Here is a 15087-nt window from a genome sequence, read left to right on the forward strand (position 1 = left end):
TGCTGGATCGGTTGCGCGACGACTAGCGCGCAACCACCTCACGAGTCCGAAGAATCTTCACTTCCAGGACCACCTCCTTTCGCGTGTACGACGACGGTACGTCCGCCTCCCGCGGCCACGCCAGGGGTTTTCGCCCACGGCGTGGAACCGCCGGGGAACGGGCCGCCGGCTCGCCCGGTCGGTCCTGCGAGGGTCGACCAGGCGACGCGCGGGCCGACGCCGCGCGCTCGACGCGGGTCAGGCGGGGCGCAGGTGCGCCCACTCCTCGGGGTAGTCGTCGAGCCACGCGGCGAACGACTGCGCGGGCCGCTCGACGAGCCGCGGGACCGTGTCGCTCACGTGCGCGAGCTCGCCCGCGGCGATCGCCGTGTACGACGACACCCAGCCGTCCACCTCGAACCGCGGCGCCCCGTACCGGTCCCGCGACGCGTACGCCTCGTCGACGGTCTCCGGGTGGTACGTGATGTCGCGGCCCGTGGCCGACGACAGCTCGGCAGCGACCTCGGCGAGCGTGAGCGCCTCGGGGCCCGTGACGTCGTAGGTGACGCCGTCGTGGCGGTGCGCGTCGGCGTCGAGCAGCACGACGGTCGCGACGTCGGCGATGTCGTCGTGCGACACCGACGCCACGCGTCCGTCGCCCGCGGGGCCGCGGATCACGCCGTCGTCTCCCACCATGAGCGCGAGCCCGCGGTGGTAGAGGTTGTCGCGCAGGAACGTGTGCCGCACGCCCGTCGCGCGGATGTACTCCTCGGTGCGCCAGTGGTCGCGCGCGAACGTGAACACGGCGTCGGGGGCGGCGCCGACGAACGACACGTAGACGATGCGGTGGACGCCCGCCGCGACGGCCGCGTCCACGGCTGCGCGGTGCTGCGCGACGCGGTCGACGTCCTCGCGCGCGGACACGAGCAGGACCGTGTCCACGCCGGTGAACGCCTCGACCATGCCGCGCGTGTCCGTGTACCCGGCGACGACGGCGACGTCCGACTCCGGCAGCGGGTCGTCGCCCAGGCTGGGCGCGCGGGCGGCGTCGCGCACCACGAGGCGCTGCGGCGCGCCTTCGGCGGCGAGCCGGAACGCGAGCTTCGACCCCAGGAGACCGCTCGCGCCCGTCACGGCGACCCGTCCCGACCCCGCCCCGATCATCATCTCCTCACGGTAGGCGCCCTGGTCACGGGCCGCCCGACGACCGCCCCGGACGGGAGGGGAACGCCCTCCTCGCGCAGAATGGGGCCATGTCCAGTGCCGAGACCCGCCCCGGGCCCTACCGCGTCATGACCGTCTGCACCGGCAACATCTGCCGCTCCCCCATGGCCGAGGTGGTGCTGCGCGACCGCTTCGAGGCGGCCGGGCTCGGCGACCGCGTCGTGGTGGACTCGACCGGGATCAGCGACGAGGAGCGGGGGAACCCGATCGACCGCCGCGCCCGGGCCGTCCTGGCCGAGCACGGGTACGTCGTCGACGGGACGCACCGGGCGCGTCAGGTGCGCGCGGGCGACCTCGCCGCGCGCGACCTCGTGCTCGCGATGACCGCCCAGCACGCGCGGGCGCTGCGGCGCCTCGACGCGTCGGCGCCGGTGCGCCTGTACCGCTCGTTCGACCCGGCGGCGCCGCGCGTCGAGCCGGGCGGGTCCGAGCACGTGCTCGACATCGCCGACCCCTGGTACGGCGGGCAGCAGGACTTCGAGGACTGCCTCGCCGAGGTCGAGGCCGCGGCCGACGGGATCGTGGACCTCGTGCGCTCAGAGCTCGACGGCTGAGCGCGCGCGACGGGCGTCCGTCCCGCCGGCGCGCGACCCGCGCGGCCGCGGCGGAGTGGACCAGCGGAAGCGGTCGAAGAACGCGTCGAGCGCGGGGACGCGGCACAGCACGGTGAACAGCCCGAGGCCGAGCGCGCCGCCCACGACGTTGAAGAGCAGGTCGCTGGCGTCCGCGACGTGGCCGCCACCCAGCAGGTGCGAGGTGACGTACTGGGTGACCTCGATCGCGAGACTGAAGGCCGCTGCCGTGAGCACGACGCGCCACCACGACGGCCGCGCCAGGAGGAGCGGCAGGAGCATGCCCAGCGGCACGAACACGAGGACGTTCATCACCGCGTCGGCGGCCTCGTAGTCCACGAGGGGCACGAGGACCAGGTGGGCGTCCCACGCGGCGCTGCTCGCCGGCTTGTCGAGGAAGATCGGGAACACCGTGTTCGCCACGACCCCGGCCGCGTAGACGGCGAGCGCGAGCGCGACGGCGGCCCGCGGCAGCGTGAGACGACCGGACCGGTGCAGGCGCCACAGCAGCAGCCCGAGGACCACCGCCCCCAGCGGGACGACGACGGGGAGGACGGGGACCTCGCGAAACACTCGAACCGCTCCTTCAGCTGACGACGCCACGCACGACGTCGCCGACGGTAGCGGTGCCCCGCCACCCGGGAGATCCCCCGACGGTGCGACCCCGGCCGCGGCGCCCTCCCCCTGCGGGTGGACCGGGGCGCGCCGCCCGAGGTGTCATCGGGTGTCGTCGAGCGTCACCGGCGGCGGGTCCGCCCGCGCAGCGTCCCGACGGCGGTGCCCACGGACCGCGCGACGGACCGTCCCGCGTGACGCACCGTGGCACCGAGCCGGCCGAGCGCGCGGCCCACGCCGCCCGTCGCGCGCGGCGCGCCGCGGGGAGAGGGGGCGACGGCGTCGGGCACGGGCGGGGTGACGGGCGCGGGCCGCGGCAGGTATGCCCCGACCCACTGCGCGACCCGCCCGTAGGCGAGCGCGCGCACGGGCCGGGCGGAGAGGACGACGTCGTGCAGGGCGCCGTCGAGGCGCGCGACCGTGACGAGGTCGCCGAGCTGGACCGAGCGTTGCGCGACGCCGTCCACGTCGATCGCGGTGTCCGTGCGCATCATCTCGGGCGACCAGCGGGGCAGCAGCGTGCTCCGGGCCGAGAGCAGCACGAGCACCGGGGCGCCGATCCCGAGCCCGCGTGCGACCGTCTGCTGCCCGCGGAAGACGGCGGACAGCCACGCGGGCGTCGTCCGGAAGCCGTGCTGCGGGCGCCAGGCGAGGTCGTAGGACCACTCGCCGTCGAACTCCTTGCTCACGGAGCGCGTGTAGAAGCCGAGGTCGACGTTGGGCAGCGGGCGCGTGGGCGTGAGCCGGGCGCGCGCGCCGATCACGGGCTCGAGCAGGAGACGGCCGACCTCGCGCGTCTGGAACTCCAGCCACGGGCTGTTGAGGACGAGCGCCGCCGCACGCCCGGGGTGGCGCGCGAGCCACAGGCTCAGCGTGAGGCCGCCGGTCGAGTGGCCCATGAGCACGACCTCGCGCGGGGACCGCCCGTCGCCCCGGTGGCCCATCGCGACGAGCGCGGCCTCGATGTCCTCGTCGTACGTCGCGAGGTCGGCGACGAACCCGGGCGTCTGGCCTGGCCGCAGGCTGCGGCCGTACTTGCGCAGGTCGAGCGCGTGGAACCGCGCGCCGTGCGCCTCCCAGAAGTCGGCGAGCTCGGTCTGGAAGAAGTAGTCGGACCAGCCGTGCACGTACAGCACGTCGAGGTACGGGTCGGGCCCGGGGCGCCGGCGCCGCACGAGCGTCGCGACGACGTCGCCCTCCTCGTCGGGCGCGAGCGGCAGCGTGAGCTGCTCGTAGTCGTCGCCCAGGACGTCGGGCTGCCAGTCCGCCATGCGGCCGACCCTAGGCGGGCCCGACGACGACCGCCCGCCCGGCGGGTCGCGGACCGGTCGGGCGGGGTCGGGTCCGGTCGGGCCGGTCCGGTGGTCAACGGTCGGCGCGGCGGGCGCGCCAGCGCGCGACCTCGTGCTCGACGTCGCGCGTCGGGGTCACGACGGGCGGCCCGCCGAGCAGCTGGCGGCGGGCGTCGACGACGCGCGCGTTGAAGTCCGCGAGGATCTCGCGCACGGCCTGCTCGTCGAGCTCGCGGTCGAGGCGGTCGTCGAGCTCGCGGTCCTCGGTCTTGAGGAGCATCGCCGGCGGCCCGAGACCGGTGAGCTGCTCGCGCTCGATGACCGCCTTGAGCCACCAGTCCGGGTCGTGCGTGCCCGTGAGCCCGGGGATCGGCTTGCCCGCGAGGGGGAGGTCGTCGAACTCCCCGCGGCGGACGGCCTGGTCGATCACCATGTCGACGTACATCGCGCGGTCCTCGGGTCGTACACGGCGCGGACCCCCGACTGGGGCGTCGTCGTCGCGCGCCTCGACGGCGCCGTGCGTGCCCGCCCCGCCCGGCGGCTCGCGGCGGGCGGGGTCGTCGTCGGGCACCTCCCGCTCCGCGGCCTCGCGCGCGGCCTCCCGCTCGACCCGGTACTGCGCGGCCCGCCGGACGGGGTCGTCGTCCGGGGTGCGGGAACGTCGTCGGAACACGAGCACCTCCCTCGTCGTCTCCGCCCAGCGTAGGCAGCCCCGGTCCGGCCGGACGAGCGGACATCAGCCGTCGAGGAGCGGGTGGTACCGGCGGCGCAGGGCCCGGTCGAGGGCGGCCAGCACGCCGCCGACCGTGAGGACCGTGTTCACCGGGCCCGGGAGGTCCGGCACGAACGGCGGCGTCCAGCCGGTGAACTGCGACGCCAGCTCGAGCAGCTGCGGCACCTGCGTGAGGAGCGCGACCGCGAGCACGACCCACGCCGTCACGCCCACGGCGCGGCTCGCCGTCGGGCGCTCGCGGTCCATGCGGTCGCGCCACGCCTCCGCGGTCCCGGGCAGCGGCGGGACGTCGTGCACGGTGCCGACCGCGTCGACGACGCGCACGTACCGCATCCCGTAGGTGCTCATCCTCGCCTCCAGCGTCGCGCCCCCGAGGTCGAAGCGGGCGCGCGAGCGCTGCTCGTCGACGAGCCGGCCGTCCCGGTACAGGCGGATGCGCTCGTCCCAGTCGAGGAAGTCCACGGCCACGACGTACTCGTGGCCGCCGTGCCGGAGCCCGAACGCGCTCCGCCACAGCACGGCCCACCCGCGCACGGGCCGGAAGGTCGCGGCGCCGTCGCGTCGGTCGCCATGGTCGCCGTGGCCGCTGCGGTCGTCCTTCCGGTCCTCGGGGCCGTCGCGCCAGGCGTCGTCGGTCGTCATGGCCTCATCCGACCCCGGGCGCGCGGTGCGGCGCGTCGCCCGGACGACCGACACCTCCGCGCGGGGCCGGCCGGCGTCCGCCGAACGGATGACCCCGGGCATGATGGGCTCATGCCCGGGTCGATGAAGGTCTCACGCCGCTCCCACGTGCCGCCGTTCGCCGTGATGGAGGTCCTCGCCGAGGCGAACCGCCTGCGCGACGCCGGCGCGTCCGTCCTCAACCTCTGCGCGGGCGAGCCGTCGACCGGGGCGTCGGACGTCGTGCGGCGCCGGGCGATCGAGCTGCTCGAGCACGGCGACCTCGGCTACACCGAGTCGCTCGGGGTCCCCGCGCTGCGGCGCGCGATCGCCGAGCACTACGACCGCTGGTACGGCGTCGAGATCGACCCGGCGCGGGTCGCGGTGACCACCGGGTCGTCCGGCGGGTTCCTCCTCGCGTTCCTCGCGGCGTTCGACGTCGGCGACCGCGTCGCGCTCGCCCGCCCCGGCTACCCCGCGTACAAGAACATCCTGCGCGCGCTGGGCTGCGAGGTCGTCGAGCTCGACTGCGGCCCGGAGACGCGCTACCAGCCAACGGTGTCGCAGCTCATGGAGGCGTACTACGACGGCGGCCTCGACGGGCTCGTCGTCGCGAGCCCCGCGAACCCGACGGGGACGATGATCCTGCCCGCCGAGCTCGACGCCGTCGCGGCGTGGTGCGCCGACCACGACGTGCGGCTCGTGAGCGACGAGATCTACCACGGCATCGTCTACGGCGACGGCGACGGCGACGGCGCGGAGCGTCCGGCCGCGGCGCTGCCGACGGCGGCGCGGTACGTGCCCGACGGCGCGGTCGTCGTCAACTCGTTCTCGAAGTACTGGGCGATGACCGGGTGGCGCCTCGGGTGGCTCGTGCTGCCGGACGAGCTCGTCGGGCCGGTCGACGCGCTCGCCGGGAACGTCGCGCTGTCGCCGCCCGCGCTCGCGCAGCACGCGGGCGTCGCCGCGTTCTCCCCCGAGGGGTATGCCGCCGCGGCCGAGAACGTCGCGCGGTACGCGGCGTCGCGCGAGCTCGTGCTGTCCCGGCTCGACGACCTCGGGTGGTCGCGGGTCGCGCCCGCCGACGGCGCGTTCTACGTCTACGCCGACGTGTCCGGGGACGGCCTGGACTCCGTGACGTGGTGCGCGCGCCTGCTCGCCGAGGCGGGCGTCGCGCTCACCCCCGGCACGGACTTCGACGGCGTCCGCGGCGGGGACTGGGTCCGGCTGTCGTTCGCCGCGGCGCCGAGCACGGTCGCCGAGGCGGTCGAGCGCATCGCCGCCTGGCGCCGCACCCTCTGACGGGCCCGGGGCGCGCCGCCCCTGCGGCGTCCCCGGTACCGGGCGGGGAACCCGCCCTGGTCGCGACGGTCCGTGGCCCGCGCGAGGATCGTCCGGTGCCCCACGACTCCCGTGACCTGACCCACGGACCGCTGCCCCCGCGACCGGAAGGCGCCCTCCGTCTCGCGACCTTCAACACGCTGCACGGCGCCGCGCTCGACGGGACGGTCGACGTCGAGCGGTTCGCGCGCGCCGTCGCCTACCTCGACGCCGACGTGCTCGCGCTCCAGGAGGTCGAGCGCGACTCGCCCCGCTCGCACCGCGCCGACCTCGTCGCCGTCGCGGCGGAGGCGCTGCGCGCCGAGCACCGGCACCTGTCCCCCACGCTGCGCGGCGTCTCCGGTGCGTGGGTGCGCGCGGGCCGGCCGGGGTCGGGCGTGCGGCGCGTCCCCGGCGTCGCGTCGTACGGGATCGGGCTCGTCAGCAGGTTCCCCGTCGAGCGGTGGGCGCGCCTCGAGCTCGACCGGATGCCGTGGCGGTCGCGCGTCCGACGGCGACGGCCGGGTGCCGCGACGGGGGCCGCCCGCCTGCTCCCGTTCCGGGTGGTGCCCGACGAGCCGCGCGCCGCGCTCGCCGCCGCCGTCCGCACGCCGTGGGGGCCGCTCACCGTCGTGACGGCGCACACGACGTCGCGACCCGAGTTCACCGCGGACCAGCTCCGGTCCTTCACGGGGGCCTGCGCGCCGCTCCCCCGCCCGCTCGTGCTGCTGGGCGACCTCAACCTGCGCGCGCCCGAGCCCGCGGAGATCACCGGGTTCACGTCGCTCGCCGACGTGCTCACGCACCCCGTCGACCGGCCCGTGCGGCAGATCGACCACGTGCTCGCCGACGGCCTGCCCGGCGGCCCGACCGTCCGGGCCCTCGGGCCCGCCACGGCCGTCGACACGGGGCTGTCCGACCACCGCGCGGTCGTCGTGGACGTCGTCCTGGAGCCCGCGCCGGGCGCCTCGCGCTGAGCGGGGCCGGGGGCGGTCAGGCCGCGAGCCCGACCTCCTGGGGAGCGGGGTCGCCGTCGGCGCGCACGGCGGCCGGTGCGGAGGCGGCCGCCGTGATCCCGGCGGCCTCGGCGAGCGTGCGACGGCGCGCACGACGCGCCCGCACGATGACGACGATCGCCTGGGCGCCGATGAGGACCCACACGAGGTTCGCGGCGACGGACGGCCACACGCCGTTCGCGGCGGCGACCATGCCCATGAGACCTGCGGCGGTGAGGTTGGTCAGCTGGAACGGGGCGGACGACGGCGCCCAGCGGCCACGGCTGACCATCGCGTAGGCGACGACGCCGGCGGCGGCACCGATCCAGCCGAGGAACATGACGATCGCGTCGAGGGTGACGGGCACAGCGGTACTCCGGTGACGAAGAAGGGGTGGAGGGGGGGTACCGCGACGCTGCGGTGGCTGTGCGCTCCGGGCCGATGGCTGGTGGCGCGGGTGGTGCGAAGCTCGGGCGCCGACCCGTAAGGAGGAGGAGGTAACCGACCGGCGCCACGACAAGTGTGAGGCCTTCCGAGGTTCAGCACAATCGAAGGATTCTGCACCGGCCGTTTAGCATCTCTACATGGCGACGGACCCACGCAGACTTGGTTTCCTCCTTGCCGTGCACCGGGGCGGAGGCATCCTCGCGGCAGCGGATCTCCTGCACGTCACCCCGTCCGCGGTCTCCCAGCAGATCCAGCGGCTCGAGGCCGAGGAGGGGGTCGTCGTGCTCGACCGTGGACCGCGCGGCGTGACCCTCACCCCGGCCGGTCGCGTGCTCGCCGAGACCGCCGAGCGCATCGAGACCGAGCTCGTCGAGGCCCGCAAGGCGCTGGCCGCGCTCGGCGACGAGGTGAGCGGGCGCGTCGCCGTCGGCTCCTTCCAGACGGCGATCCGCGCCGTCGTCGCACCCGTCGCCGGGAGGCTCGCCGAGACCGCGCCGGGGATCGAGCTCGACGTGCAGGAGCGCGAGCCCACCGAGGCGCTGCGGCTGCTGCGCGCGGGCGAGCTCGACGTCGTGCTCCTCGAGCGCGACTACGAGGCCGACTCCCCCGCCCCGCGCGGCACGCGCGAGATCGTCCTGCTCGACGAGCCGTGGCGGCTCGTCGTCCCCGCGGGCATGCCGACGCCCGCGCGCCTCGACGACGTGCGCGACGCCGTCTGGCTGGGACCGGAGCCCGGCACCGCCGCCGCCCGTGCGCTCCGGCGGCTGGCCCGGGGGCTCGGCGGGACCCTGCGCACGCGGCACAACTACTACGACTTCGACGTCGCGCTCTCGCTCGTCGCCGCCGGGCTCGGCGTCGCGATGCTCCCGGCGCTCGCCGTGGAGGGCGGCGCGTCGGACGAGGTGCCCGACGGCGTCACGGTCGTCGGGCTGCCCGGCCTCGGCTCGCGCCGCCTCGTCGCGCGCCACCGCGCGACCCGGCACGAGCCGCGCCCCGTGGTCTCCGCCGTGCTCGACGAGATGGTCGCCGCCGCGGGCGACATCGCGTTCGCCTGACGCCGGGGTCCCCATCCCGGGGGCCACTGGGAGGTCCGCGTCGTCGCGGGGCGTCGTAGCCTGCCGGGGTGGACGTAGCGGTGGTGGGGGCGACGGGCGACGTCGGCCGGCAGGTGTGCACGCAGATCGTCGAGCGGCGGGTGCTCCCGCCGACGGCGCGGCTCCAGCTCGTCGGCCGGGCCGGCGGGGCGTCGGGGCGGGCCGTGCACGGGCTGCGCGCCGACCTCGTCGACGCGTACGACGAGCACGCGCCGCTCCTCGACGTCGCGCACTCGCCCGACGACGTCACCGCCGACGTCATCGTCGTCGCCGCCGGCCTCACTCCCCCGGCCCGGACGGGCGCCGACCCCGACCGGCGCGCGCTCGCCGCGACCAACGGCGCGGTGCTCGCCGAGTACGCGGACGCGATCGCGCGGCACGGCTCGGGGCACGAGGTCGTGATCGTCGTGACCAACCCCGTCGAGCTCGGCGTCGCGGTCATGGCGGAACGGCTCGGGCGGCACCGCGTGCTCGGCATGGGGGCCTGGCTCGACACGCTGCGGTTCCGGCGCGAGATCGCTGTCGAGCTGGGCGTGCGGCGGCACCGCGTCGGCGGGTTCGTCGGGGGCCAGCACGGCGAGGACGCCGTCCCGCTCTGGTCGACCGTCCGGGTGAGCGGGCTCGACGCCGACGAGCGGGCGCGCGCCGTCGCCGCGCTGCGCCGCGGCCGCACCCTCGACGCGCTGCCGGGCGAGATCGCCGCGGCGAAGGACGAGCTCGCGCGCGTCGCGAGCCAGGACATGGGTGCCGCGTTCGAGCTCATCGACACCTGGCCCGCCGACCTGCGGCTCGTCACGCGGCCCTGGATGACGCACCAGTCCGGCGCCAAGACCCCTGCGGGCACCGCGAGCGCGACCGTCGACCTCCTCGAGGTGATCCTCGACGGCCGCGAGATCGTCGTCGCGGGGCAGGTCGCGCTCGACGGCGAGCTCGACGGACGGCTCGCCCCGGCCGACGGCGTGCCGTCGCGCGGCGTCCTCGGCGTCCCGGTCGTGCTCGGCCCGGGCGGGTGGACGCGCGTCCTGCTCGACGAGCTGCCCGACGACGAGGCGCGACGGCTCGTGCAGGCGGCCGAGGGGATCGATCGCCTGATCTCGGCGAGCGCGGTGCCGGACGCGGGCCGTGCGGCGGGCGCGGCGGGTTCGCAGGGCGGGGCGGGCTCGCCGGGCGGGGCGGCGGTCGTCCCCGACTCGACCGGTGCGGCGGGCGCAGTGCGTGCGCCGGCCCCGGTCGGCGCGGAGCGCGACTGGGTCGCGACCGTGCACGGCCTCGACCAGCCGGGCACGCTCACCGCGCTCACCGGGGTCTTCTCGACGCGCGGCGTGAGCTTCGACTCGCTCGCGACCGGGCCGGTCGACGGCGACGGCCGGGCGGGGCGGATCATCGTGTCGTTCAGGGCGACCCCCCGCCGCACGCGCGCCCTGGAGCGCGCGGTCCGGCGGCTCGCGACGGTGCGTTCCGTCGTCGTGGAGCCCGCGGGCGACTCCTCCCGGCGCGGGACGCCGGGCTGAACGACGGCCGGGCTCGCGGGGCCGACCGTGCGCGAGGCGCCACCGGGTCAGCGGCGAGGACGCACCTCGCGGCGCACGGCCCGCGTCCCGACGACGAGCCCTCCCACCGTGAGCGCGAGCGCCAGACCGGTCGCGACCAGCACGACGACGAGGCCCGCGGCGTCGTCGACCAGGAGGAGCACCGGGGCGGCCGCGACGAGCGCCCAGCCCGCCGCCTCGCTCAGCGGGCGGGCCGCGCGGTGGGCGGTGCGCCAGGCATCGTCGCTCGCGAGCGTCGTCGCGGTGCGGATGCCCGCGACCTGGTTGCGCCCGATCCGTCCGGAGGCCGTGGCGCGGGCGCACCAGACGAGCAGGAGACCCGCTCCGGCGAGGACGAGCAGGAGCACGAGATCGGCCACGGTGTCGGGGTGCACGTGCCCACCCTGTCACGGCGGCGCGCGCCCGTGCCGGGCTACCGGTAGGCGTGCGCCTGGAGCGCGTACATCTCCGCGTACGGCCCGCCGGCGGCGACGAGGTCGTCGTGGGCGCCGAGCTCGGCGACCCGGCCGCCGTCGAGCACGACGATGAGGTCCGCGTCGCGCACCGTGGAGAAGCGGTGGGAGACGAACAGCGTGACGCCGCCCGAGGTCGTCCCCGCGCGGCGCGCCGTCTCCGTGAACCGCTCGAACAGCGCGTGCTCCGCCGTCGCGTCGAGCGCGGACGCGGGCTCGTCGAGGGCGAGCAGGAGCGGGTCCTCGCGCAGGAGCGTGCGGGCCAGCGCGAGCGTCTGCCACTGCCCGCCGGAGAGCTGGGTGCCGTCCGCGTACGCCGTGCCGAGGATCTGGTCGAGGCCGTCGGGCGAGCGCTCGACGATCGGGCGGGCGCGGGCCTCGTCGATCGCGGTCCACAGCGCGCTGTCGTCGTGCAGCGCGGCCACGCGGCCGACGCCGACGTCCTCGCGCAGCGTGAGCTCGAGGCGTGCGAAGTCCTGGAACAGCGTCGCGACCCGGGACTGCCACGCGTCGGGCGCGACGGCGGCGAGGTCGACGCCGTCGGCCAGGACGCGGCCCGACGTCGGGCGGTACAGCCCGCACAGGAGCTTCACCAGCGTCGTCTTGCCCGCACCGTTCTCGCCGACGAGCGCGACCGTGGCGCCCGCGGGCAGGTCGAGCGTGACGCCGTCGAGCACGGGCCGGTCCGCGCCCGGGTAGGCGAACGTGACGCCCTCCAGGCGCAGACCGTGCGCGAGCCGGGCGGGGATCGCGCGCTCCACGGCGGCCTCGTCCGTCTCCGCGGCATCGCTCACCGGCGCGGCCTCGCTCGTTCGCGCCGCCTCGCCTCGCCGGACGGCGGCCCCCGCCTCGTCGGTCGTGCCGACCTCAGCGCTCCCCGGGGTCCCGGGCCGTGGCCCCGCCGTCCCGGTCGTGGCGCGCAGCTCGGTGAGCTGCTCGACCGTCCGTCCGGCGCCCTGGAGCGAGCCGAAGAGCGCGAGCGCGCCCGCGACCTGCGTGCTGACCTGGATCGCGAGCGTCACCACGAGCACGACCTGGCCGATCGCGGCCGTCCCCGACGCGGCGCCCCGCAGCACGACGAGGACCGCCGCGCCGTACGCGAGCGCGAACCACACCTGACCCGCGGCGCGCAGCAGCGCCGACCGGCGGTGGGCGCTCCACAGGCTCGCGGTCGTGCGGTCCCACGCGGTCCGCTGGCGGTCCGCGACGAGGCCGCGCGCGCCGAACAGCCGGATCTCCTTGGCCGACGAGCCGGTCGTGCCCGCGGTGACGAGGTGCCGGGAGAGGCGCACGTCGTCGGCGGCGTCGTCGCGCGCGCGGTCGAGGAGCCGCTGCGCCCGGTCCGCGAGCCACACGGGCGGCAGCGCCGCGAGCGGGAGCAGGAGCAGCCACGGCTCGACCACGCCGAGGATGACCGTGGTGACCAGGACCTGGAGCGTCATACCGCCCAGCTGGAGCGTGCCCTCCAGCGCCATCCGGACGCGCTGGAGGCCCTCCGTCACCGAGGTGAGCAGGCGCACGCGCTCGGGGTCCTCCAGCTCGGCGAGGCTCGCCGAGCCGTGGGTGAGCCCGGCGACCTCGTCCACGAGCGCGAGCTGCTGGAGGTCGGCGAGCTCGAAGTACGACAGGTGGGCGAAGTGGCTCATCATCAGCTCGGCCACGAGCAGCACCGCGAGCGCGCCTGCCAGCCCCACCGCGCGCGCCGTGTCCGCGTCGACCGCGGCGTCGGTGAACATCCCGAGGCCCACGCCCACGAGCGGCGCCGAGAGGTACCCGACCGTCATGAGGACGATCGCGACGAGCAGGCGGCGCCGGTCCGTCGCCCAGCCGTGGGCGAGCATGAACCGGGCGGCGAGGACGACGCGCCTCACAGGGCACCTCCGGCGGTGGGGGTCGGCAGCGGGTCGGTGCGGAAGCGGCGCGCCTGGAGGAGGAACAGCTCCGCGTACCGGCCGTCGAGGGCGAGGAGCTCGTCGTGCGTGCCCTGCTCGACGACGCGCCCCTCCGCGACGACGACGATGCGGTCCGCGGGTCGCACGGTCGAGAAGCGGTGCGAGATGACGACCGACGTGACCGGGCGCCCGGCCGCGACGGCGTCGACCGCACCCTGCGCGAGGAACCGCTCGAAGAACTCGGCCTCCGCGCGGACGTCGAGCTGCGCCGTCGGCTCGTCGAGGACGAGCACGTCCGCACCGCCGGAGACGGCGAGCAGGGCTCGGGCCAGGGCGATCCGCTGCCACTGCCCGCCGGACAGGTCCCGCCCGCCGGCGTACCCGCCGGAGAGCACGGTGCCGAGGCCGTCGCCGAGCCCTGCCACGACGGCGTCCGCCCCGGCCGCGGCGACGGCCTCGCGCAGCCGGGCGTCGTCGTCGCGCAGCGCGGGCGCGCCGAGCGCGACGTTGTCCGCCGCCGGGAGCTCGAGCCGCACGTAGTCCTGGAAGATCAGCGCGAGGCGCGCGCGCCACGCGTCGAGCGGCAGGTCGCGCACGTCGACGCCGTCCACCGTGATGCGGCCGCGGGTCGGCTCGTACAGGCGCGCGAGGAGCTTGATCGTCGTCGTCTTGCCCGCCCCGTTGAGCCCGACGATCGCCGTCGACGTGCCGGGCACGAGCTCGACGTCGAGGCCGCGCAGGACCCACGCGGCGTCGTCGCGGTAACGGAACCACACGTCCTCGAAGCGGATGACCCCCCGCGGGACGGCCCGGTCGCCGTCCGCCGCCTCGGGTGCGTCGCCCGACGCGAGCCGCTCCTCGAACCGGGCCAGCGCGTCGAACGACTGCAGGCCGAACTGGGTCTGCACGTCGCACTCCGGGAAGTACACCCCGAAGCGCATGGGGATGAGCACGGCCTGGAGGGCGACGCCGAGCGCGAAGAGGTCGAGCGTCGCGGCGTCGAGCGCGACCAGCACGAGCACCGCCGCGCCCCCGACGAGGCCGATCGCCGAGAACCCGACGAACGGCCAGAGCTGGAGCCGCCGGCTGCTCGCCCACTGCGGCTCGAGGAACGCCATCGTGTCGTCGTGCAGGCGCCCGCGCAGCCACGGCAGCAGGCCCAGGAGGCGGACCTCCTTGGTGATCGACGGCGTGGTCGCGAGGTCGCGCAGGTAGGACTGGCGGCGCCGCAGGGGCGCGAGCGAGTCCCACACCGGGCCGAACCGGCCGAGCGTGCCGCGCACGCCGGTCCGGATCGCGAGGGCCGTGGCGAGGATCAGCGCACCGGCCAGCGGTGACACGACGACCGCGACGAGCACCGACGCGCCGACGAGCTGGACGTACCGACCCACGAGCGGGACGAGCGCCGACGCCGCGTCGCCCGGGCTGCGGGACTGGCGCGCGAACGCGGCGCGCGCGTCGGCCACGACGTCGAGCACCTCCGGGTCGTCGAGGAGGGCCAGCGGGGCGTCGGACAGCGCCGCCGTGAGCAGGCGGTCGATGCAGCGCTGGTCGACGCGGCGACCGATCGTCTCGACCACGCCCGCCTGGAACGGCGCGAGCCCTTGCTGCACGACGAGCGCGGCGACCGCCAGCCCGAGCACGCCCAGCAGCTCGCCCCAGCCGCCGGGGCGGGACGTGACGTCCGGGAGCAGGAACAGCACCCGGCCCAGGAGCACGATCGTCGCGAGCGGCAGCACCGCGAGCAGCAGGCTGAGCGCCAGGCCGGCCGCGACGATCGGCAGTCCCGCATGCCGCAGCAGGCCCCACATCGTCGTCCAGCGCCGTACCCGGTGCCGCAGCGGTGGTCGCCCCTCGTGCCGGTCCTCGCTCATGACCCTCCCCGCTCGCGTCGTCGCACGTCGGGCGACCGTAGCGGAGATTGTGAGGGGTCCGTAGTTTTTATCCCCAGGACGAGCACGCCCACCCCGGGCATTGCTGCGGACGTGGGGACCGACGTCGGTCTCGACCCCCGCCCGCCCGGGCGGCACGACCCCGGTAGGATCGTGCGCACAACTGCAGTACTGCCGCCCGAACCTCGACGGGAGAGCTCGGCAGCACGGTCCCCGGACCGGGCGCCGGCGCCGAAGGAGCAAGTCCTCCCCGGGAATCTCTCAGGCCCACGTACCGTCGAGGCGAGGCAACTCTGGAAAGCGGTCGTGCGCTCGTCGGGCCCCCGGCGACCTCGGCCCACCGACGGTGCAAGTCGGCGCGCCCCGGCCC

The 15087-nt window shown here is 76.3% G+C and carries 14 protein-coding genes and 1 riboswitch; of the genes, 5 read left to right on the forward strand and 9 right to left on the reverse strand.

All coding sequences use genetic code 11. The features are described 5' to 3' along the window. Positions 1 to 237: 237 nt before the first annotated feature. Entirely contained in the window at positions 238 to 1146 is a 909-nt protein-coding gene (locus RDI86_RS09185) for an SDR family oxidoreductase (protein ID WP_205688577.1), read from the reverse strand. A gap of 86 nt (positions 1147 to 1232) precedes the next feature. Here RDI86_RS09185 and RDI86_RS09190 point away from each other — a divergent pair, with 86 nt between their 5' ends. Next, positions 1233 to 1757: a low molecular weight protein-tyrosine-phosphatase gene (locus RDI86_RS09190; protein WP_228485158.1), complete on the forward strand. Its 525-nt coding sequence runs from the start codon at positions 1233 to 1235 to the stop codon at positions 1755 to 1757. Here RDI86_RS09190 and RDI86_RS09195 read toward each other — a convergent pair. From RDI86_RS09195 to RDI86_RS09210, 4 genes are all read right to left on the reverse strand, one after another. Beyond that, positions 1740 to 2348, reverse strand: a complete 609-nt coding sequence (locus RDI86_RS09195) for a VanZ family protein (RefSeq protein WP_308821222.1) — start codon at positions 2346 to 2348, stop codon at positions 1740 to 1742. The genes RDI86_RS09190 and RDI86_RS09195 overlap by 18 nt on opposite strands. Before the next feature lie 164 nt (positions 2349 to 2512). Further along, positions 2513 to 3661, reverse strand: coding sequence for an alpha/beta hydrolase (locus RDI86_RS09200; protein ID WP_308821223.1), 1149 nt, complete (start codon positions 3659 to 3661; stop codon positions 2513 to 2515). A 94-nt stretch (positions 3662 to 3755) separates the two neighbouring features. After that, a complete protein-coding gene (locus tag RDI86_RS09205) occupies positions 3756 to 4355 on the reverse strand; it encodes a DUF1992 domain-containing protein (protein WP_251177151.1) in 600 nt (199 codons plus the stop codon). Between the two features lie 63 nt (positions 4356 to 4418). Continuing rightward, positions 4419 to 5057, reverse strand: coding sequence for a hypothetical protein (locus RDI86_RS09210; RefSeq protein WP_308821225.1), 639 nt, complete (start codon positions 5055 to 5057; stop codon positions 4419 to 4421). Between the two features lie 123 nt (positions 5058 to 5180). Between RDI86_RS09210 and RDI86_RS09215 the strand changes: the two genes are divergently transcribed. After that, positions 5181 to 6377, forward strand: coding sequence for a pyridoxal phosphate-dependent aminotransferase (locus RDI86_RS09215; RefSeq protein ID WP_076404561.1), 1197 nt, complete (start codon positions 5181 to 5183; stop codon positions 6375 to 6377). Positions 6378 to 6472: 95 nt separating this feature from the next. Next, the gene (locus RDI86_RS09220; protein ID WP_240696545.1) at positions 6473 to 7372 is read left to right on the forward strand and encodes an endonuclease/exonuclease/phosphatase family protein; all 900 of its coding nucleotides are present in this window, start codon (positions 6473 to 6475) and stop codon (positions 7370 to 7372) included. Positions 7373 to 7388: 16 nt separating this feature from the next. On the opposite strand, the gene RDI86_RS09225 is transcribed toward RDI86_RS09220, so the two are convergent. Further along, positions 7389 to 7757 (reverse strand): hypothetical protein, encoded by a 369-nt coding sequence (locus RDI86_RS09225; RefSeq protein WP_128957677.1) that lies wholly within the window; start codon positions 7755 to 7757, stop codon positions 7389 to 7391. A 217-nt stretch (positions 7758 to 7974) separates the two neighbouring features. Here RDI86_RS09225 and RDI86_RS09230 point away from each other — a divergent pair, with 217 nt between their 5' ends. Continuing rightward, a complete protein-coding gene (locus tag RDI86_RS09230) occupies positions 7975 to 8892 on the forward strand; it encodes a LysR family transcriptional regulator (RefSeq protein WP_308821227.1) in 918 nt (305 codons plus the stop codon). A 68-nt stretch (positions 8893 to 8960) separates the two neighbouring features. After that, positions 8961 to 10442, forward strand: coding sequence for a lactate dehydrogenase (locus RDI86_RS09235; protein ID WP_308821228.1), 1482 nt, complete (start codon positions 8961 to 8963; stop codon positions 10440 to 10442). Positions 10443 to 10489: 47 nt separating this feature from the next. On the opposite strand, the gene RDI86_RS09240 is transcribed toward RDI86_RS09235, so the two are convergent. Genes RDI86_RS09240 through RDI86_RS09250 form a run of 3 tightly spaced genes read right to left on the reverse strand, consistent with a single transcriptional unit; the run spans position 10490 to position 14699 of the window. After that, positions 10490 to 10855 carry an SdpI family protein gene (locus tag RDI86_RS09240; protein WP_168945057.1) on the reverse strand — a complete coding sequence of 122 codons (366 nt, stop codon included), beginning with the start codon at positions 10853 to 10855 and terminating at the stop codon, positions 10490 to 10492. 38 nt (positions 10856 to 10893) lie between these two features. Next, positions 10894 to 12804, reverse strand: coding sequence for an ABC transporter ATP-binding protein (locus tag RDI86_RS09245; protein ID WP_308821229.1), 1911 nt, complete (start codon positions 12802 to 12804; stop codon positions 10894 to 10896). Further along, entirely contained in the window at positions 12801 to 14699 is a 1899-nt protein-coding gene (locus RDI86_RS09250; protein ID WP_308821230.1) for an ABC transporter ATP-binding protein, read from the reverse strand. The genes RDI86_RS09245 and RDI86_RS09250 overlap by 4 nt, the downstream gene beginning before the upstream one ends. Before the next feature lie 197 nt (positions 14700 to 14896). Beyond that, a riboswitch (glycine riboswitch) is annotated at positions 14897 to 15004 on the forward strand. Positions 15005 to 15087: the final 83 nt, after the last annotated feature.

Source organism: Cellulosimicrobium sp. XJ-DQ-B-000 (assembly GCF_031119065.1).
Lineage (GTDB): Bacteria > Actinomycetota > Actinomycetes > Actinomycetales > Cellulomonadaceae > Cellulosimicrobium > Cellulosimicrobium funkei.

Excerpts from the sequence above, each read along its gene's own strand:
- RDI86_RS09185 (WP_205688577.1), bottom strand. The coding sequence starts at position 1,146 with ATGATGATCGGGGCGGGGTCGGGACGGGTCGCCGTGACGGGCGCGAGC.
- RDI86_RS09190 (WP_228485158.1), top strand. The coding sequence starts at position 1,233 with ATGTCCAGTGCCGAGACCCGCCCCGGGCCCTACCGCGTCATGACCGTC.
- RDI86_RS09200 (WP_308821223.1), bottom strand. The coding sequence starts at position 3,661 with ATGGCGGACTGGCAGCCCGACGTCCTGGGCGACGACTACGAGCAGCTC.
- RDI86_RS09210 (WP_308821225.1), bottom strand. The coding sequence starts at position 5,057 with ATGACGACCGACGACGCCTGGCGCGACGGCCCCGAGGACCGGAAGGAC.
- RDI86_RS09215 (WP_076404561.1), top strand. The coding sequence starts at position 5,181 with ATGAAGGTCTCACGCCGCTCCCACGTGCCGCCGTTCGCCGTGATGGAG.
- RDI86_RS09230 (WP_308821227.1), top strand. The coding sequence starts at position 7,975 with ATGGCGACGGACCCACGCAGACTTGGTTTCCTCCTTGCCGTGCACCGG.
- RDI86_RS09250 (WP_308821230.1), bottom strand. The coding sequence starts at position 14,699 with ATGAGCGAGGACCGGCACGAGGGGCGACCACCGCTGCGGCACCGGGTA.